This window comes from Pseudomonas sp. P110(2024) (genome assembly GCF_057480795.1).
Genome location: NZ_JBLIYT010000008.1, coordinates 123,125 through 138,294 on the forward strand (window position 1 = coordinate 123,125; position 15,170 = coordinate 138,294).

At 67.4% G+C, this 15,170-nt stretch carries 12 protein-coding genes; 9 read left to right on the top strand and 3 right to left on the bottom strand.

What is annotated here, in order from left to right; translation table 11 throughout:
• The first annotated feature begins 7 nt into the window (after window positions 1–7).
• The 7 genes from AC25ND_RS14470 to AC25ND_RS14500 all read left to right on the top strand — a co-directional run bounded on the left by AC25ND_RS14470 (window position 8) and on the right by AC25ND_RS14500 (window position 9,070).
• Window positions 8–3,007, top strand: a complete 3,000-nt coding sequence (locus tag AC25ND_RS14470; protein ID WP_062362770.1) for a serine/threonine-protein kinase — start codon at window positions 8–10, stop codon at window positions 3,005–3,007.
• Window positions 3,007–3,711, top strand: a complete 705-nt coding sequence (locus tag AC25ND_RS14475; protein WP_486976399.1) for an ABC transporter ATP-binding protein — start codon at window positions 3,007–3,009, stop codon at window positions 3,709–3,711. The genes AC25ND_RS14470 and AC25ND_RS14475 overlap by 1 nt, the downstream gene beginning before the upstream one ends.
• Window positions 3,711–4,913 carry an FtsX-like permease family protein gene (locus AC25ND_RS14480; RefSeq protein WP_062362773.1) on the top strand — a complete coding sequence of 401 codons (1,203 nt, stop codon included), beginning with the start codon at window positions 3,711–3,713 and terminating at the stop codon, window positions 4,911–4,913. Before AC25ND_RS14475 ends, AC25ND_RS14480 begins: the two co-directional genes overlap by 1 nt.
• Window positions 4,906–6,672 (top strand): formylglycine-generating enzyme family protein, encoded by a 1,767-nt coding sequence (locus AC25ND_RS14485; RefSeq protein WP_028689160.1) that lies wholly within the window; start codon window positions 4,906–4,908, stop codon window positions 6,670–6,672. Before AC25ND_RS14480 ends, AC25ND_RS14485 begins: the two co-directional genes overlap by 8 nt.
• Before the next feature lie 78 nt (window positions 6,673–6,750).
• Window positions 6,751–7,677, top strand: a complete 927-nt coding sequence (gene tagQ / locus AC25ND_RS14490; protein ID WP_062362776.1) for a type VI secretion system-associated lipoprotein TagQ — start codon at window positions 6,751–6,753, stop codon at window positions 7,675–7,677.
• Between the two features lie 74 nt (window positions 7,678–7,751).
• The gene (gene ssp4, locus AC25ND_RS14495; RefSeq protein ID WP_051555624.1) at window positions 7,752–8,654 is read left to right on the top strand and encodes an Ssp4 family T6SS effector; all 903 of its coding nucleotides are present in this window, start codon (window positions 7,752–7,754) and stop codon (window positions 8,652–8,654) included.
• On the top strand, window positions 8,654–9,070 hold the full coding sequence (locus AC25ND_RS14500) for a hypothetical protein (protein WP_051555623.1): 417 nt from the start codon (window positions 8,654–8,656) through the stop codon (window positions 9,068–9,070). The genes ssp4 and AC25ND_RS14500 overlap by 1 nt, the downstream gene beginning before the upstream one ends.
• 9 nt (window positions 9,071–9,079) lie before the next feature.
• On the opposite strand, the gene AC25ND_RS14505 is transcribed toward AC25ND_RS14500, so the two are convergent.
• Window positions 9,080–10,444, bottom strand: a complete 1,365-nt coding sequence (locus AC25ND_RS14505; protein WP_069016516.1) for a GTPase/DUF3482 domain-containing protein — start codon at window positions 10,442–10,444, stop codon at window positions 9,080–9,082.
• On the bottom strand, window positions 10,437–11,828 hold the full coding sequence (locus AC25ND_RS14510) for a DUF2868 domain-containing protein (protein ID WP_186594757.1): 1,392 nt from the start codon (window positions 11,826–11,828) through the stop codon (window positions 10,437–10,439). The genes AC25ND_RS14505 and AC25ND_RS14510 overlap by 8 nt, the downstream gene beginning before the upstream one ends.
• Before the next feature lie 54 nt (window positions 11,829–11,882).
• Here AC25ND_RS14510 and AC25ND_RS14515 point away from each other — a divergent pair, with 54 nt between their 5' ends.
• The gene (locus tag AC25ND_RS14515; protein WP_182322327.1) at window positions 11,883–12,401 is read left to right on the top strand and encodes a dihydrofolate reductase; all 519 of its coding nucleotides are present in this window, start codon (window positions 11,883–11,885) and stop codon (window positions 12,399–12,401) included.
• 34 nt (window positions 12,402–12,435) lie between these two features.
• On the opposite strand, the gene AC25ND_RS14520 is transcribed toward AC25ND_RS14515, so the two are convergent.
• A complete protein-coding gene (locus AC25ND_RS14520; RefSeq protein ID WP_028689154.1) occupies window positions 12,436–13,827 on the bottom strand; it encodes an L-cystine transporter in 1,392 nt (463 codons plus the stop codon).
• Window positions 13,828–14,074: 247 nt separating this feature from the next.
• On the opposite strand from AC25ND_RS14520, the gene AC25ND_RS14525 reads away from it, so the two are divergent.
• A complete protein-coding gene (locus AC25ND_RS14525; protein WP_197866524.1) occupies window positions 14,075–15,130 on the top strand; it encodes an HAD family hydrolase in 1,056 nt (351 codons plus the stop codon).
• Window positions 15,131–15,170 lie beyond the last annotated feature (40 nt).

Below are 15,170 nucleotides of genomic sequence, written 5' to 3' on the forward strand. Positions count from 1 at the left end.
AGACATCATGGACATGCAGATCCCCGGATTCGATATCGAGCGCGAGCTTGGCCAAGGCGCCATGGCCAGCGTGTACCTCGCCACCCAGCGTTCCCTGCAGCGCAAGGTGGCGCTGAAGATCATGGCGGCGAGCCTGGCCGCCGACCCGACCTTCTGCGAGCGCTTCCTGCGTGAAGGACGCACCCTGGCGCGGCTGGCGCACCCGAACATCGCCACCATCCACGACATCGGCAATGTCGGCGAGCTGTACTACATGGCCATGGAGTACCTGCCCAGCGGCACGCTCAAGGAGCGCATCGCCGATGGGCTGACGCCCGGGCAAGGCCTCGCCTACGTGCGCCAGATCGCCCAGGCGCTGGGTTATGCCCATGCCGAGGGCCTGGTGCACCGCGACGTCAAGCCGGCCAACATCCTGTTCCGCGCCGACGGCACCGCGGTGCTGTCGGACTTCGGCATCGCCAAGTCGTTGGATGACCGTACCCAGTTCACCCAGGCTGGCTTCGCCGTCGGCACGCCGAGCTACATGAGCCCGGAGCAGGCGCGCGGCTTGGAGATCGACGGCCGCGCCGACCTGTATGCGCTGGGCGTGGTGCTCTACGAGATCCTGGTCGGCAAGCTTCCGTATAGCGGCACCGACGCGCTGTCCACGGCGTTGGCGCACCTGACCGAGCCGCTGCCGGAGTTGCCCATCGAGCACGGCCGCTACCAGGACATCCTGCGTGGCCTGCTGGCCAAGGACCCCAATGAGCGTTTCGCCGATGCGGCGGCGTTGCTGGCCGCGCTGGACCGCCTGACGGTCCAGGCGCCGGTCGAGGACAACGACAGCACATTGGTGCGCCCGCTGCCGATCCCGCCGCCGGCCACCACCCCGCAACCGGTGTCCATCGACATTCCGCAAGCCCTTCCTGTGGCCGAGCCTGTACGGCGGCCCGAACCCAAGCCTGCTCCCGCCGTGAAGTCCGGATCGAACAAACCGGCCAAGGCCGTGCTGGCGGTGGCGATCGCGGCGGCGCTGGGATTGGGTGGCGCGTTCTTCTGGCTGCTCGGCGGCAGTGACGCGCCCGCGCCAGAAACACCGGTGGCGCAGACGCCCGCCGACAGCGTGGCTCCCGCCGAACCCAAGATCACGCCTGTCGCCGCCTCGGACGATGGCCGCCCATTGCTGATGCCCGGCAAGAAGACCCTGTTCCAGCGTGTGCTGACCAAGCCCGATGCCCAGCTGGTGGCCCAGCCCGGCGATGCCTCGGGCGAGAAACTGCCGGCCTTCTCCGTACTCTACGTCTACCAGCGCAAGGATGTCGGCGGCCAGGCCTGGGTCCAGGTCGGCGCCGCCAGCGACGGCCAGCGCGATGGCTGGCTGCCGGCCGCGCAGACCAGCGACTGGAAACAGAGCCTGGTGCTCAAGTTCACCGAGCGCTCGGGCCGTTCGCCGGTGATGTTCATGCGTCAGGTGGACGATGTGCAGCACCTGCTCGACGACACCGCCCAGGCCCGCGACAGCCTGCTCAAGGCGCAGAACCACCCCGATCAGGTGCCGCAGGTGATGGCCCTGGAGCCGGCGGCCAGCGCCGTGCCGCAGAACCAGTTCTACCTGATGCCGATCTTCGACTACCGCGAAAGCTTCGACGCCGGCGGCCAGCCGGTGCAGTTGCTCAACATCGCCTCCATCGACCCCGGCGCCAGTGCCCGCGACAGCGCGCCCAAGGCGGCCGGCGTGGCGGCGGTCGGTGACAACAGCTTCCGTACCGGCATCGTCCTGGTGGTGGACACCTCGGTGTCCATGCAGCCCTATATCGACCGCGTACGCCAGGTGGTCAGCGAGCTGCAGCAGCAACTGGCGGCCCGGGGCGAGCTGGACAGCGTCAGCTTCGGCCTGGTGGGTTTCCGCAACAACATCAAGCGCACCCCGGGCCTCGAGTACCTGAGCAAGACGCTGGTCAGCCTGGAAGAGGGCCGGGATCCGGCGCGTTTCCTCAAGGCCGCCTCGCAGGTCAAGGCCACCAGCGTTTCCAGCCATTCGTTCAACGAAGATGCCTTCGCCGGGGTGATGCAGGCTGTCGAGGGCATGGACTGGTCCGGCTACGGCGGGCGCCTCATCCTGCTGGTCAGCGATGCCGGCGCACTGCGCAAGAGCGACCCGTTCAGCAGCACCCAGATGAACGAGGCCGAGGTGCGCCAGGCCGCGCTGAGCAAGCAGATCAAGATCTACGCCCTGCACCTGCGCACCCCGGCCGGGGTAAAGAACCACGGTGCGGCCGAAAGCCAGTACCGCGTGCTCACTGCCGACAGCAACCCGCAGATTGGCGACCTCTACGTCGGCGTGCCGGGGGGCGAGGTCGGCGTGTTCGGCGAGCGCGTGCGCGAGATCGGCTCGACCTTCGCCGAGCTGGTGCACCAAGTGCGCAACCAGCAACCACAGCCGGTGCCGCTGCTGACCTCGGCCTCGGGGCTGGCCGCCAAGTCCCAGGCCATCGGCTATGCCATGCACATGGACTTCCTCGGCCGCCATGGCGCGAGCCAGGCGCCGCAGCTGGTCAGTGCCTGGACCGCCGACCGCGACCTGACCAACCCGACGCTGCCCACCCTGCAGGTGTGCGTGATGCTCACCAAGCTGCAACTCAACGACTTGCAGCAGTCGCTCAAGCTGATCGTCGATGCCGCGCGCAAGACCCGCAGCTCGCCGGGCGACTTCTTCAACGAGATCGCCAGCGCCAGCGCCTATATGAGCCGCGACCCTGGCGCCCTGCGCAAGGGCGCCAACCTGGCCCAGGGCGGGGTGCTCGGCGAGTACCTCGATGGCCTGCCGTACCGCAGCAAATCCCTGAGCATGACCCAGGACTTGTGGCTGTCGCTGTCGGTGGCCGAGCAGGAGGACTTCATCGACGAGCTGGACTCGAAGATCCGCCTTTACGAGACCTTCCACAACGACATGGCCAACTGGGTGCGCTTCGGCAACGCCGAGCCGGGTGACGCCCTGTACCGTGTCCCGCTGTCGACGCTGCCGTGATGATCCGCCTGGACGGGGTGCGCAAGACGCGCGGACAAGATGCCCAGCGCTACAGCCTGCAAGTCGACCGGCTGCACCTGGCCGTCGGCGAGCGGGTGGCGCTGGTCGGCCCCAGCGGTTGCGGCAAGAGCACCTTGCTCGACCTGCTGGCGCTGGTGCTGGCGCCGGATGCGGCGCAGGGCTTCGTCCTCGGTGGCGAGGATGTCGCCGGGCTGTGGCGCGGCCGTCAGCTCGACCGCCTGGCCAGCTGGCGCAGCCGTCACCTTGGCTACGTGCTGCAGGCGGGTGGGCTGCTGGGTTTTCTCGATGTGCGCGGCAACATCCGCCTGCCACGCCAGTTGCTGGGGCTTGGGGATGACGGCAGCGTCGAGCGTCTGGCCGAAGCGCTGGATGTGCACGACCAGCTGGGCAAGAAACCTGCCGCCCTGTCCCTCGGCCAGCGTCAGCGGGTCAGCTGCGCCCGCGCCCTGGCCCATGCCCCGACGCTGCTGCTGGCCGATGAACCGACCGCCGCGCTGGACCCGGTCAACGCCGAGCGGGTGATGCAACTGTTGCTGCGCGAGGCCGAGGCGCGCCAGGTGACCTGCGTGGTCGCCACTCACGACGAGGCCCTGGCCCGCCAGGCCGGGCTGACGGTGCTGCGCATGGCTTGCCGGCGCGAGGCCGACGGCGGCGTCACGGCAACGCTGGAGCGGGCCGTCTGATGCGCCCGCTGCTGATCGCCGGGCTGGCCTGGCAGGACTACCGCAACGATGCGCGGCTGTCGGCGTGTGGCGTGTTGGCGCTGGTGGCGGTCATCGCGCCGTTGCTGGTGCTGTTCGGCCTGAAGTTCGGCCTGGTCGGCAGCCTCACCGAGCGCCTGCAGCGCGACCCGGGCGTGCGCGAGATCATTCCCTTGGGCGGCGGGCGCTTTCGCGCCGAGTTCCTCGACGAACTGGCACAGCGTCCGGGAGTGGCCTTCGCCATCCCGCGCACCCGCCAGATCGCCGCCACCGCCGAACTGCTGTTGCCCGCCCACGGGCGTGGCCTGACGGTTGAAATGCTGCCTACCGCCGAGGGCGATCCCTTGCTGGCCCAGGTCGCTGCCCCATCGGGGCTGCAACAGGTGGTGCTGAGCTTTACCGCCGCGGAAAAGCTCGGTGCCAGGGCCGGGGACGAGCTGCAGGCCAGCTTCAGCCGCCAGCAGGCCGGGCAGATGCAATGGCGGCAGACGCGCCTTCAGGTCATCAGCGTGTTGCCCCTGGCCGCGTTCGAGCGCGATGGTCTTTTCGCGTCGTTGCAGTTGCTCGAAGCCGTCGAGGACTACCGCGATGGCCGCGCGGTGCCGGCACTGGAGTGGCAAGGCGAGGCGCAAGGCCCCCTGGCGCAGCGGGTATACCCGGCGTTTCGCCTGTATGCCCGCGAGCTGGCCGATGTCGAGCCACTGCGCCAGTTCTTCGCCGAGCGCAAGCTGCTGGTCTCGACCCAGGCCGCACAGATCGCCCAGGTGCAATCGCTCAGCCGCAACCTCGACCTGGTGTTCTGGATCATCGCCAGCCTGGCCGTGGCCGGCGCCGTGGCGGCCATCGCCGCGGGCGCGGTGGCGGCGGTGGAGCGCAAGCAGCGCGAGCTGGCGGTGCTGCGCCTGCTGGGCTTCGGCACCGCCGCGCTGCTGTTGTTCGTGGTGCTCCAGGCGCTCTACAGCGGCCTTCTGGCCGCCGCCGTGGCGGGACTGTTGTACCTGCTGGCCGAACACGGCCTGAACCGGCTTTTCATGCAAGTGCCCGGCGAGTTCGCCAGCCACCTGCTGCCCATGCACTACCTCGTTGCGTTGTGTGCCGTGCTGCTGGCCAGCACTGCCGCCGCCGCCCTGGGCGGCTGGCGGGTAGCGCGCATCGAGGCTTGCCAAGGAATACGTGATGTCTGATCGCCGTCTCGGGGCTGCCGCCCTGATCCTCACCGCGCTGAGCCTGGGTGCCTGCTCCCCGGCCGATGGCGACGACAAGGCCAAGCCGGCCGTGCAGTCGCAGGCCGCGGCCGACAGCAAGTTCGACAACCCCAAGCCGTTGCCGGGCGATGTCAGCCTGCCGCTGCCCTGTGGCGGCGAACTGGTGCTGCGCAGCGTCTATGTGCTGGCCCAGGGCAGCCTCGACGACCGCGAGGTCAACCTCGGCTACCCGTTCAGCGAAGGCGAGGCCGGCTACAAACAGTCGTTCATCTCCGGTTACCGACGCGACTTCATCAACGGCCAGTTCAGCCTGCAGGACTTGGCGCCGCAGTGGCAGAAGGCGGTCGGCCCGAGCCTGCCAAAGGTCGAGAAAGGCAGCCCGCTCACGCCGATGATGTACTTCATCGGCAAGTACGAAGTGACCGCCCGCCAGTACGCCCAGGTGATGGCCCAGGCGCCGTCGCTGGCCGGCGGCGACGCGGCGCCGGCCTGCGAGGCGAACAACGACGCGGCGGGGCGCCTGCCCAAGGTCAAGCTGTCGCGCTTCGAGGCCGAACGTTTCGCCGCCGTCTACAGTGCTTGGCTGATGAAGCACCATCGCGACCTGCTGCCGGTCAGTGGCCGTGGCAGCAAGGCCGAGGACGGTGGCACCGGTTTCGTGCGCCTGCCCACCGAAGTCGAGTGGGAGTTCGCCGCCCGTGGTGGTTCGGCGGTCAGCCGCCAGGAACTGGAAGGACGGTTGTTCCCGCGCAAGGTCGAAGGCGCCGACAGTGAAGGACCGCTGGCCGACTTCGCGGTGTTCAACCAGGTCGCCGGCGGCACCGGGCAGGCGGCGCGGCTGATGCCGATCGGTACCAAGCAGCCCAACCCGCTGGGCTTGTTCGACGTGATCGGCAACGCCGCCGAGATGGTCCAGGAGTCGTTCCAGCTGGTCAACGCCGGGCGCCTGCAGGGCGCCTATGGTGGCTTCGTGGTCAAGGGCGGCAACTACCTCGAGGGCGAGGGCACCCTCTTCACCGGCATGCGCCGCGAGTATCCGCTGTTCGGCGCCGACGGCACCGAGCAGCGCAACGAGACCACCGGTTTTCGCGTAGCCATCGGTGCCCTGTCGGCCCCGCGCTCACGCTACCAGGAACTGTTCGAGCAGTGGCAGAAGGAAGGCCGGCTGGCCGGCCTGACCGACGACATCGACGCCGCCCAGGACCCGACCAAGCGCCTGGACAGCATCATCGCCGCCGCCACCGACCCGCGCCAGCAAGCCGAGCTCGGCCTGGTCAACGAAGAGCTCAAGCGCAACGTCTCGTTGATCGCCCGCCAGCGTGAAGAGGCCGCCGGCAACCTGATCCAGTCCGCCGCCCTGGTGGCCGAGACTGTCAACAACTACAACATCCGCCTGACCAACCTGCAGGCCACCCAGGCCAAGGCCGAGGCCTCGGGCGACCAGACCAGCGCGCGCATGTACGGCGCCGCCATCGCCAATGGCCGCGCCGCCCTCGACGGCGCCGTGGCGATCTACATCGACAACCTGGCCAGTGGCACGCGCTACACCGACGCGGTGATCCAGGCGCAGTTCCAGCGGGTCAAGGAAGAGCTCAATCGCAAGCCGGTCCTGGGCAACAGCCTGGTGACCCGCGCCACCCTGTTCGTCCGCCACGTCGGGGAGTACCGCCAGAACCGGCGGGCCGATCCGGCGACGATCCTCAAGGAGCTGCTGGCATCGGCCGCCCCGCGACCCTAAGGACAGCTTCGACAGAAAGGACTCCCGGGTGGCACGAAGCCTCCGGATACCGAGAAACCCCAGAAGAGAAACCAGACCATGTTCACCCGCAAACCCCTGATCACTGCATCCCAGGCCCGTACCGCGCTGCTGCTGGCAGCCGGTTTCAGCACCGTGCTGTTGAGCGGTTGCGCCAGCTCGCCCGTGTCCAAGGTCGGCGCCACGACCAAGGTCGAGTACTACCCCAACTGCTACGAGCCGGTGCAGCACCTGCGCTCCACCGACGGTGACATGACCCGCTCGGTCGCCACCGGCGCGCTGCTCGGCGCGGTCGGCGGCGCCCTGACCGGCGCCCTGGTCGACAAGGAAAACCGTGGCCGCAATGCCGCCATCGGTGCCGCCGGTGGCGCCCTGGTCGGCGGCGCGGCCGGCTACTACACCGAGCGTCAGAAGCAGATCAGCGACGACAAGCAGCGTATCGCCTCGTACGCCACCGATATCGACAAGAGCGCCGCCGACCTGGACCGCACCACCGCCTACGCCAAGTCGTCGCAGTCCTGCTACCAGCGCGAGTTCGCCAGCCTGATCCAGAACCGCAAGGCCGGCCGCATCAACGACACCGAAGGTCGCAAGCGCCTGGCCGAGATCGTTGCCGGCCTGCAGGAGTCGAACAACCTGCTGACCACCGTCAACGGCCGCCTGGGTGAGAACCTGAACAACTACACCCAGGCCTACGAGCAGGACCTCAAGCAGGTCGGCGTCGCGCGCACCGACGTGGTCGCCGTGGCCGAGCCGCCGAAAGTGGCGACCACCGGCAAGAAGAAGAACGTGAAGAAGGTCCAGCCGGCCAAGACCAACACCAAGGTGCCACAGGAAGCGGTGGCCACCGAGAAGACCCTGCAGAACGCCAACGGCAAGAAAGCCGAGGCCCAGCAAGTGGCCAAGGCGGGTACCGACCAGGTCAACGCCATGTGCCGCAACCCGGACATGGGTGACTGGGCGCCGGTGCCGTGCCCGAACGTGTGATGCCTTGAGCGCCTGTGGGATCGGGTGAACCTGTTCCCACGGGTGTGCTGCTATCTGTGTAAGGAAACCACCCCGTGACAGATCTTCTGGTCAACTCCCTGGCCAACAACTCCCAGTTCCTGGCACGCCAGCGCATCCAGGCGCGGATCAACCTGCCGCAGATGTTCGCCGCCATCGACGCCGACCCGCGTATCGTCGGTGCCGGTGTGGTGTACATCGACGCCGAATACAACATTGTCACCCTGCGTGAGTTTCAGCCGATCTGCAGCATCCGCCCCAAGCGCGTGATCCTGCGCGAGATCAAGAAGTACCAGACACCTGACCAGTACACCCAGCAGCTGCAGCACAATCCGCGCGAGTCGCGGGTGGTCAAGGAGGCGGTCAACACGACCCTTTCCTGCGCAGGCGCTGTGATCGGCTGGTTCGTGGTGTTCAGTGGCACCATTGCCGCACCTTTTTCCGGCGGTACCAGCCTGGTACTGACCTATATCGGTGGCGCCGCCGCCACCGCCAGCAGCATCCAGTGCGGCATTGGTGTAATGCGCACGGTGCGTGAAGTGACCAACCCAGCGGCCAACGATGCCCTCGATGAGAACCAGTGGTACCAGGCCGCCTCGATGGTGCTCGATGGCGTCTCGTTGCTGGGGGTCGGCGCGTCGGGCCTGAGTACGTTGAAGTACCTGCAAGTACACAAGGCCGCCACGGGGCGGAGCTGGCTGGAGTTGTCCAAGAGCCTCAGCCGCCAGCAGCGCAAGGCGCTGACCGACGAGCTGCTGTCGATCAAGCACCCGAGTCTGACGGCCAAGCAGATCAAGTTGCAGCAGGCGGCAGGGACCATGACCAAGCGCTACACCCCGACCGAGATCAGCCACGCCACGCAGACCCTGATGCGCGACTCGCTCGGTGCCACCTTCGGGTTGGCCGGGAGTGCAACGGTGCAGAGCATCGCCGTAGGGCTATACGAAGAGATCGAGTGATGATGAAGCCTGCGCAATTCCAGACTTTCATGCGCCGTTACTTCCCGACGTTCTTGCTGGGGTTTTTCATTTGCCTCCTGTCGGCGGCGTTGTCAGCAACACTGTGGATCGACAGTCACTGGCGTAATCACCCGGACAACCCCTTGTTCACCATGATGTCCAGCGCTGTGCTGGTCTTGCTGCTATGTTCCGGGCATTTCGCGATGGTCCGCGGCTTCACATGGGCAGCATGGGTGGTGCTCCCTGTACCCACAGTGGCCTTGCTGATGGCGTTGAGCTTGCTCGGTAGCGGTGTGAATGCTGTGTTGCTGGCAATTTTGCTGGCGCTGCCATTGCTCGCGCTGCTGGTTTTCAACAGCCAGCGGCATCGGGAAATGCGCCGGCGGTTGGTGGAACTGCGCAAGGTGCGGCGTTAGCGAACGGCGCTACAGCTCTGCCACCAGGGCTTCCACCTGCTCCTGCCGCTCGGCCTGGCTGACCCGCGCCCCGCTATTGAGCGTGGACCACTGCGGATGCGCCCGTGCCCTGCGCAGTGCCTCGGGCAGCTTGCCCTCGCGCCAGCCCTTGTCGTCGGCAGGGGCCAGGCGAATGCTGTCCTGCGCCGCGTGCCCGCGTCCTTCCAGGGCCGTGACCAACTGCTGCTGACGCAACGCCAGCAGGCGCAGCACGGCGTCATCCACCGTCAATTCGCGCTGGCCCTTGAGCTTGCCCATCAGGCGCGAGCCGTAGTTGCGCGCGGTCTGCAAGGCGCCGCCGGCGATGGCGCCCGCGAGCGCGGCGGCGCCCAGGGTCAGGCCGCCCACCAGCAGGTCGACGCCCGCGCCTGCCGCCGCGCCCGCCGCCACGCCGCTGCCCAGGCGCACACCGAGCAGCTTCAGGGTTTCCGGGTTGAACAGGTCGTCGCCCCAGCGGCCGTCGAGCAGCGGCAGGTCACCGGCATTGGCATCCTCGCGGCGGAACGCATAGAGCTTGAGCAGCGACTCGACACAGCGTTGCTCGCGCTGGCGTACATCCTGGCGCAGGGCTTCGATGGCCCGTGCCTCGGCGGCAGGCTCTGCCTCGACGCTGCGTCGGCAGGCGGCGCAATCGAGCAGCAGCTCGGCGATCAGGCGTTTGCCGCTGTGCCGGCGGGCCTGGCGCTGGGCCTGCTGGTCGTCGATCAGCCGTTGCAGCGCCGGGCGGGCATCTTCCAGCAGCAGTGCCAGGCTTTCGTAGAGGCGGCGCTCGCCGTCCTCGGGTGGGGCTACGCTGTCGAAGCGCACCAGCGCATGCAAGCCCAGGCGCGCCAGGGCCTCACGCCATTCCGGCTCGCGGTGCTGGCTGCTGGCGACGAAGTTGAGCACCGGCAGCAGCGGCTTGCCACAACCGGCCAGTACTTCCAGTTCGTCGCGGTACTTGGCCAGCACCGGTTCGCGGGCGTCGATCACATAGAGGCCGGCGTTGCTCGCCAGCAGTTGGCGCAGCACCTTGGCTTCCTGTTCGAAGCGCTGGCGCGCCTCGCTGCCCTGGAGGAAACGCTCCAGGCGGGCGGGGCCGTCCAGGCGTTCGCCCGGACGTTCGAGGCGCTCCAGGTAGTCGAGCAGGGCGATGGCGTCTTCCAGGCCTGGGGTGTCGTACAGCTCCAGCAGCGGCTCGCCGTCCACCGACAGGCGCGCGCCTTCCACATGGCGGGTGGTGCTGGGGCGGTGGGAGACCTCGCCGAAGCCGACGTCGCGGGTCAGGGTGCGCAGCAGCGAGGTCTTGCCGACGTTGGTGTGGCCGACCACGGCCAGTTTCAGCGGCTCAGTCATGGCCATGCTCCAGCCAGGTCACGGGCGAAGTGTCGGCGTGGGCCAGGCCCAGCCGGTCGAGGGCCTCGTGCCAATCGCCCAGGCGTGCCGCGTCCAGGACCTGGCCCGGTTGTGCCTGCAGCAGCCAGATACGGGTGGCGCCGGCATTGCGCGCCAGCTCGGCGAGCAACGCCAGGCTGCCGCGGTCCGGCGAGCGGCGTGGGTCGCAGGCGATGGCCAGGCGTGCCGGGGGGAAGCGGCTCAGTTGTTCGAGCAGCTTGTTGCGCGACTCCCGGCTGTCGAGCACGCCGGCGTGGGTGATCGACTTGGGCAGGGCGGGTGGCCAGGGGTGCTGGTCGTCCAGCTCCAGGCCGACCAGCAAGGCGCCGCTGCTGCCGCTCTCCAGCTGGCCGGCTTCGAAGCGCGGCAGGGTGTCGGGGGCAGGGTCCTGCACGCCAATGCGTTCGCTGCGCGGCATCAGCGCTTCGCGCAGCTGGGCGTAGCCGGGCAGGTCGAGGTCCAGCGTCAGGCGCTCGCGACCCTGGCGCCAGCGCCACAGGCACAATGCGGCCAGCGCCAGGCGCGGCAGCAGGCCGTAGACCAGCACCACGCCGAGCAGCCAGCTGGCCCAGGCCTGGCGCGCCAGGTCGAGCGCGGGCAGGGTGGCGCCGCTGGCGCGGATCATGGTTTCGTCCGGCACGGCGAAGCCGAGCAGCGAGGGCAGGGCGCCAAGGGCCTGGGTCAGGGTGATGAAAGGTTGCGCGGCGAGCAGCGTGGTTTCCCAGACGAACCCGTAGCGCCGGGTCGCCAGCAGGGCCAGGAGCATGCCCAGCGCGGCGAGCATCGCCAGCAGCCACAGGCCATGCACCAGCAGGCCGAGCAACCAGCGGTTCAGGCGCTGGCGCTGCAGCAGCACCAGCAACGCCGGGGCCAGCTGCGCGGCCTTGGCGTCGCGGGCCAGGCGCTCGCTCAGCCACAGCCAGAGGCGGCCCAGCGTCGCGCCCTGCTCGCCGGCAAGAAAGAAGCCCACGGCCCAGCCGAGCAGTAGCAGAAGGTTGAGCCCGAGCAGGCTGCCCAGGGCCCAGAACACATTCACCGGCCGCTGGCCGTCGCCCAGGGCCGCCAGCCCCAGGCCGGCGCCGCTGAGCACGGCCAGGAGCATCAGCGCCAGCAGCGCCAGGCGCGCGCCCTGCTTCCAGTGGCGCAGTGCCGTGTCCATGCCGTCGCGCTCGGCCAGCCACAAGGCGCGGGCCTCGATGCGCGTAGCGAGGTCGCCGCCTTGCTGGCGGGCGCGACGGTTGGCTTCCTGGTCCTCCAGGGGACCGGCGTGTTCCTCGCGCAGGCGTATCGCTTCGGTTAGCCAGCGCTTGTCGAGTGGAGTCGGTGCCGTCACAAGCTCTTCCATTGCACAGGTCAGTGCGCAAGCATAACCCACGTGCCCGGTGCTATCCTCGCCGGCATGAACACATCACTCCCCCTCAGCCTGATCGCGGCGCTCGCCGAGAACCGTGTGATCGGCATCGACAACTCCATGCCCTGGCACCTGCCGGGGGATTTCAAGTACTTCAAGGCCACCACCCTGGGCAAGCCGATCATCATGGGGCGCAAGACCTGGGATTCACTGGGGCGGCCACTGCCGGGGCGGTTGAATATCGTCGTCAGCCGTCAGCCGGGCCTGCAACTGGCCGGGGCCGAGGTGTTCGCTTCGCTGGAAGAGGCACTGGTGCGCGCCGAGCAGTGGGCGCGGGAGCAGGGCGTCGGCGAGCTGATGCTGATCGGTGGCGCGCAGCTGTATGGGCAGGCGCTGGACAAAGGGCTGGTGAGCCGGATGTACCTGACCCGAGTGGAGCTGTCTCCCGAGGGTGATGCCTGGTTCCCAGAGTTCGATCGCGGACAGTGGCAACTGAGCGCGAGTGAGCCGCAACCTGCCGAAGGACACGGGCCGGTTTATCACTTCGAAGTCTGGGACAAGGTCTGAAAACCTGGGGCTGCGCAGCAGCCCCAGCGATCTATCAGGAATGACTCAACTCAGCATGCTCATCCCCGCTCAGCACCTGCTGATCAGTCTGCTTGAGCAACTGGCTGGTAACCACCCCCGCGGTCATCGAACCATTCACGTTCAACGCCGTACGCCCCATGTCGATCAGCGGCTCCACCGAGATCAGCAAGGCTACCAGTTCCACCGGCAAGCCCATGGCCGGCAGCACGATCAGCGCGGCGAAGGTTGCGCCGCCACCCACGCCGGCCACACCGGCCGAGCTCAGGGTGACGATGGCCACCAGGGTGGCGATCCACAGCGGGTCAAAGGTGTCGATGCCCACCGCCGGAGCCACCATCACTGCGAGCATGGCAGGGTAGAGCCCAGCGCAGCCGTTCTGGCCGATGGTCGCACCGAACGAGGCGCTGAAACTGGCGATCGACTGTGGCACGCCCAGGCGCTGCGTCTGCGCCTCGATGTTCAGCGGAATGCTGGCGGCGCTGGAGCGGCTGGTGAAGGCGAAGGTCAGCACCGGCCACACCTTGCGCAGGAAGCGCAGCGGACTGACGCCGGTCAGCGCCAGGATCACCCCATGGACCACGAACATCAGGCCCAGGCCGATGTATGACACCACCACGAAGCTGCCCAGCTTGAGGATGTCCTCGAGGTTGGAGCTGGCCACCACCTTGGTCATCAAGGCCAGCACGCCATAGGGGGTGAGTTTCATCACCAGGCGTACCAGGCGCATCACCCAGGCCTGCAGCACGTCGATGGCAGACAGGGCGCGCTCGCCCTTGTCCTTGTCGTCCTTGATCAGCTGCAGCGCGGCCAGGCCCAGGAACACGGCGAAGATCACCACGCTGATGATCGAGGTTGGCTTGGCCCGGGCCAGGTCGCCCACCGGGTTGGTCGGGATGAAAGAGAGCAGCAGTTGCGGGATGTTGAGGTCGGCGACCTTGCCCGCGTAGTCGTTGTGGATGGCCTGCAGGCGGGCGCTTTCCTGGGCGCCGGCCACCAGCCCCTCGGCGGTCAGGCCGAACAGGTTGGTCAGGGCAATGCCGATCAGCGCCGCGATGGCGGTGGTCAGCAGCAGGGTGCCGATGCTCAGCACGCTGATCCGGCCCAGGCTCGAGGCGTTGTGCAAGCGCGCGACGGCGCTGAGGATGGAGGCGAAGATCAGCGGCATGACGATCATTTGCAGCAAGCCGACATAGCCGTTGCCGACCAGGTCGAGCCAACCGAGGGTGGCCTTGAGCACCGGGTGGCCGGCGCCGTAGATCGTGTGCAGGACCAGACCGAACACCACGCCCAGCACCAGGCCCAACAGCACTTTCTTGGCCAGGCTCCAGTCGGTGCGGCGGGTTTGCGCCAGGCCCAGCAGCAGGGCCAGGAACGCCAGCAGGTTAAGTGACAGCGGCAGGTTCATTGAAGCTCCAGGAAAAGGCGGAAGAGGCATCGCCTCTGTGAGCGATTACGAACGGAAATGCTAACAGCCTGAAAACAAACGAATTTATACCTAAAGGTAATTTGCATAGTCGCTTATGGAATAACGGCTGGTCGCTTTTGGCAATGAACATGACGTTTGCAGTTGTCTCGGGGTCGCTCACGCGTGGCTGTTTGTCACAGTTCGGGACTAGGGTTGAGCGGCCACGTCTTTGGGAGAACCGCACATGATGTCTGCTCCGAGAATCCTTGCCGGCAGCCTGGCCCTGTTGCTGAGCGCCAGCAGCTGGGCAGCCACCGAGCTCAAGCACTGGCCGGCCGAGGCCGCGCAGAAGCTCGACGCGATGATTGCCGCCAACGCCAACAAGGGTAACTACGCGGTGTTCGACATGGACAACACCAGCTACCGCTTCGACCTTGAGGAAGCGCTGTTGCCGTTCATGGAAAACAAGGGCCTTCTGACCCGCGACAAGCTCGACCCCTCGCTCAAGCTGATCCCGTTCAAGGACACCGCCGAGCACAAGGAGAGCCTGTTCAGCTACTACTATCGCCTGTGCGAGCTCGACGACATGGTCTGCTACCCCTGGGTAGCCCAAGTGTTCTCGGGCTTCACCCTCAAGGAGCTGAAGCAGCAGGTCGATGAGCTGATGGCCTCGGGCAAGCCGATCCCCAGTACCTATTTCGAGGGGGATCAGGTCAAGACCATCGAGGTGCAGCCGCCCAAGGTATTCACCGGCCAGGCCGAGCTGTACAACAAGCTGATGGAGAACGGCATCGAGGTTTATGTCATTTCCGCGGCCTCCGAAGAGCTGGTGCGCATGGTCGCCTCCGATCCCAAGTACGGCTACAACGTCAAACCGCAGAACGTGATCGGCGTGAGCCTGCTGCTCAAGGACCGCGCCAGTGGCCAGCTGACCACGGCGCGCAAGCAAATTACCGCCGGGCACTACGATCCCAAGGCCAATGAAGGCCTGGAGCTGACGCCTTACCTGTGGACCCCGGCCACCTGGATGGCCGGCAAGCAAGCGGCCATCCTCACCTACATCGATGAGTGGAAGAAACCGGTGCTGGTGGGCGGCGACACCCCAACCAGCGATGGCTACATGCAGTTCCACGGTGTGGATGTGGGCAAGGGCGGTATCCACCTGTGGATAAACCGCAAGGCCAAGTACATGGATCAGTTGAACGGCATGATCGCCAAGAACGCGGCGGCCCAGGCCAGGGAAGGGCTGCCGGTGACGGCGGACAAGAACTGGGTGATCGTGACGCCGGAGCAGATCCAGTAGCCGACGCCGCTCCCGCAGGGGCTCGGCGGAATAAAAAACC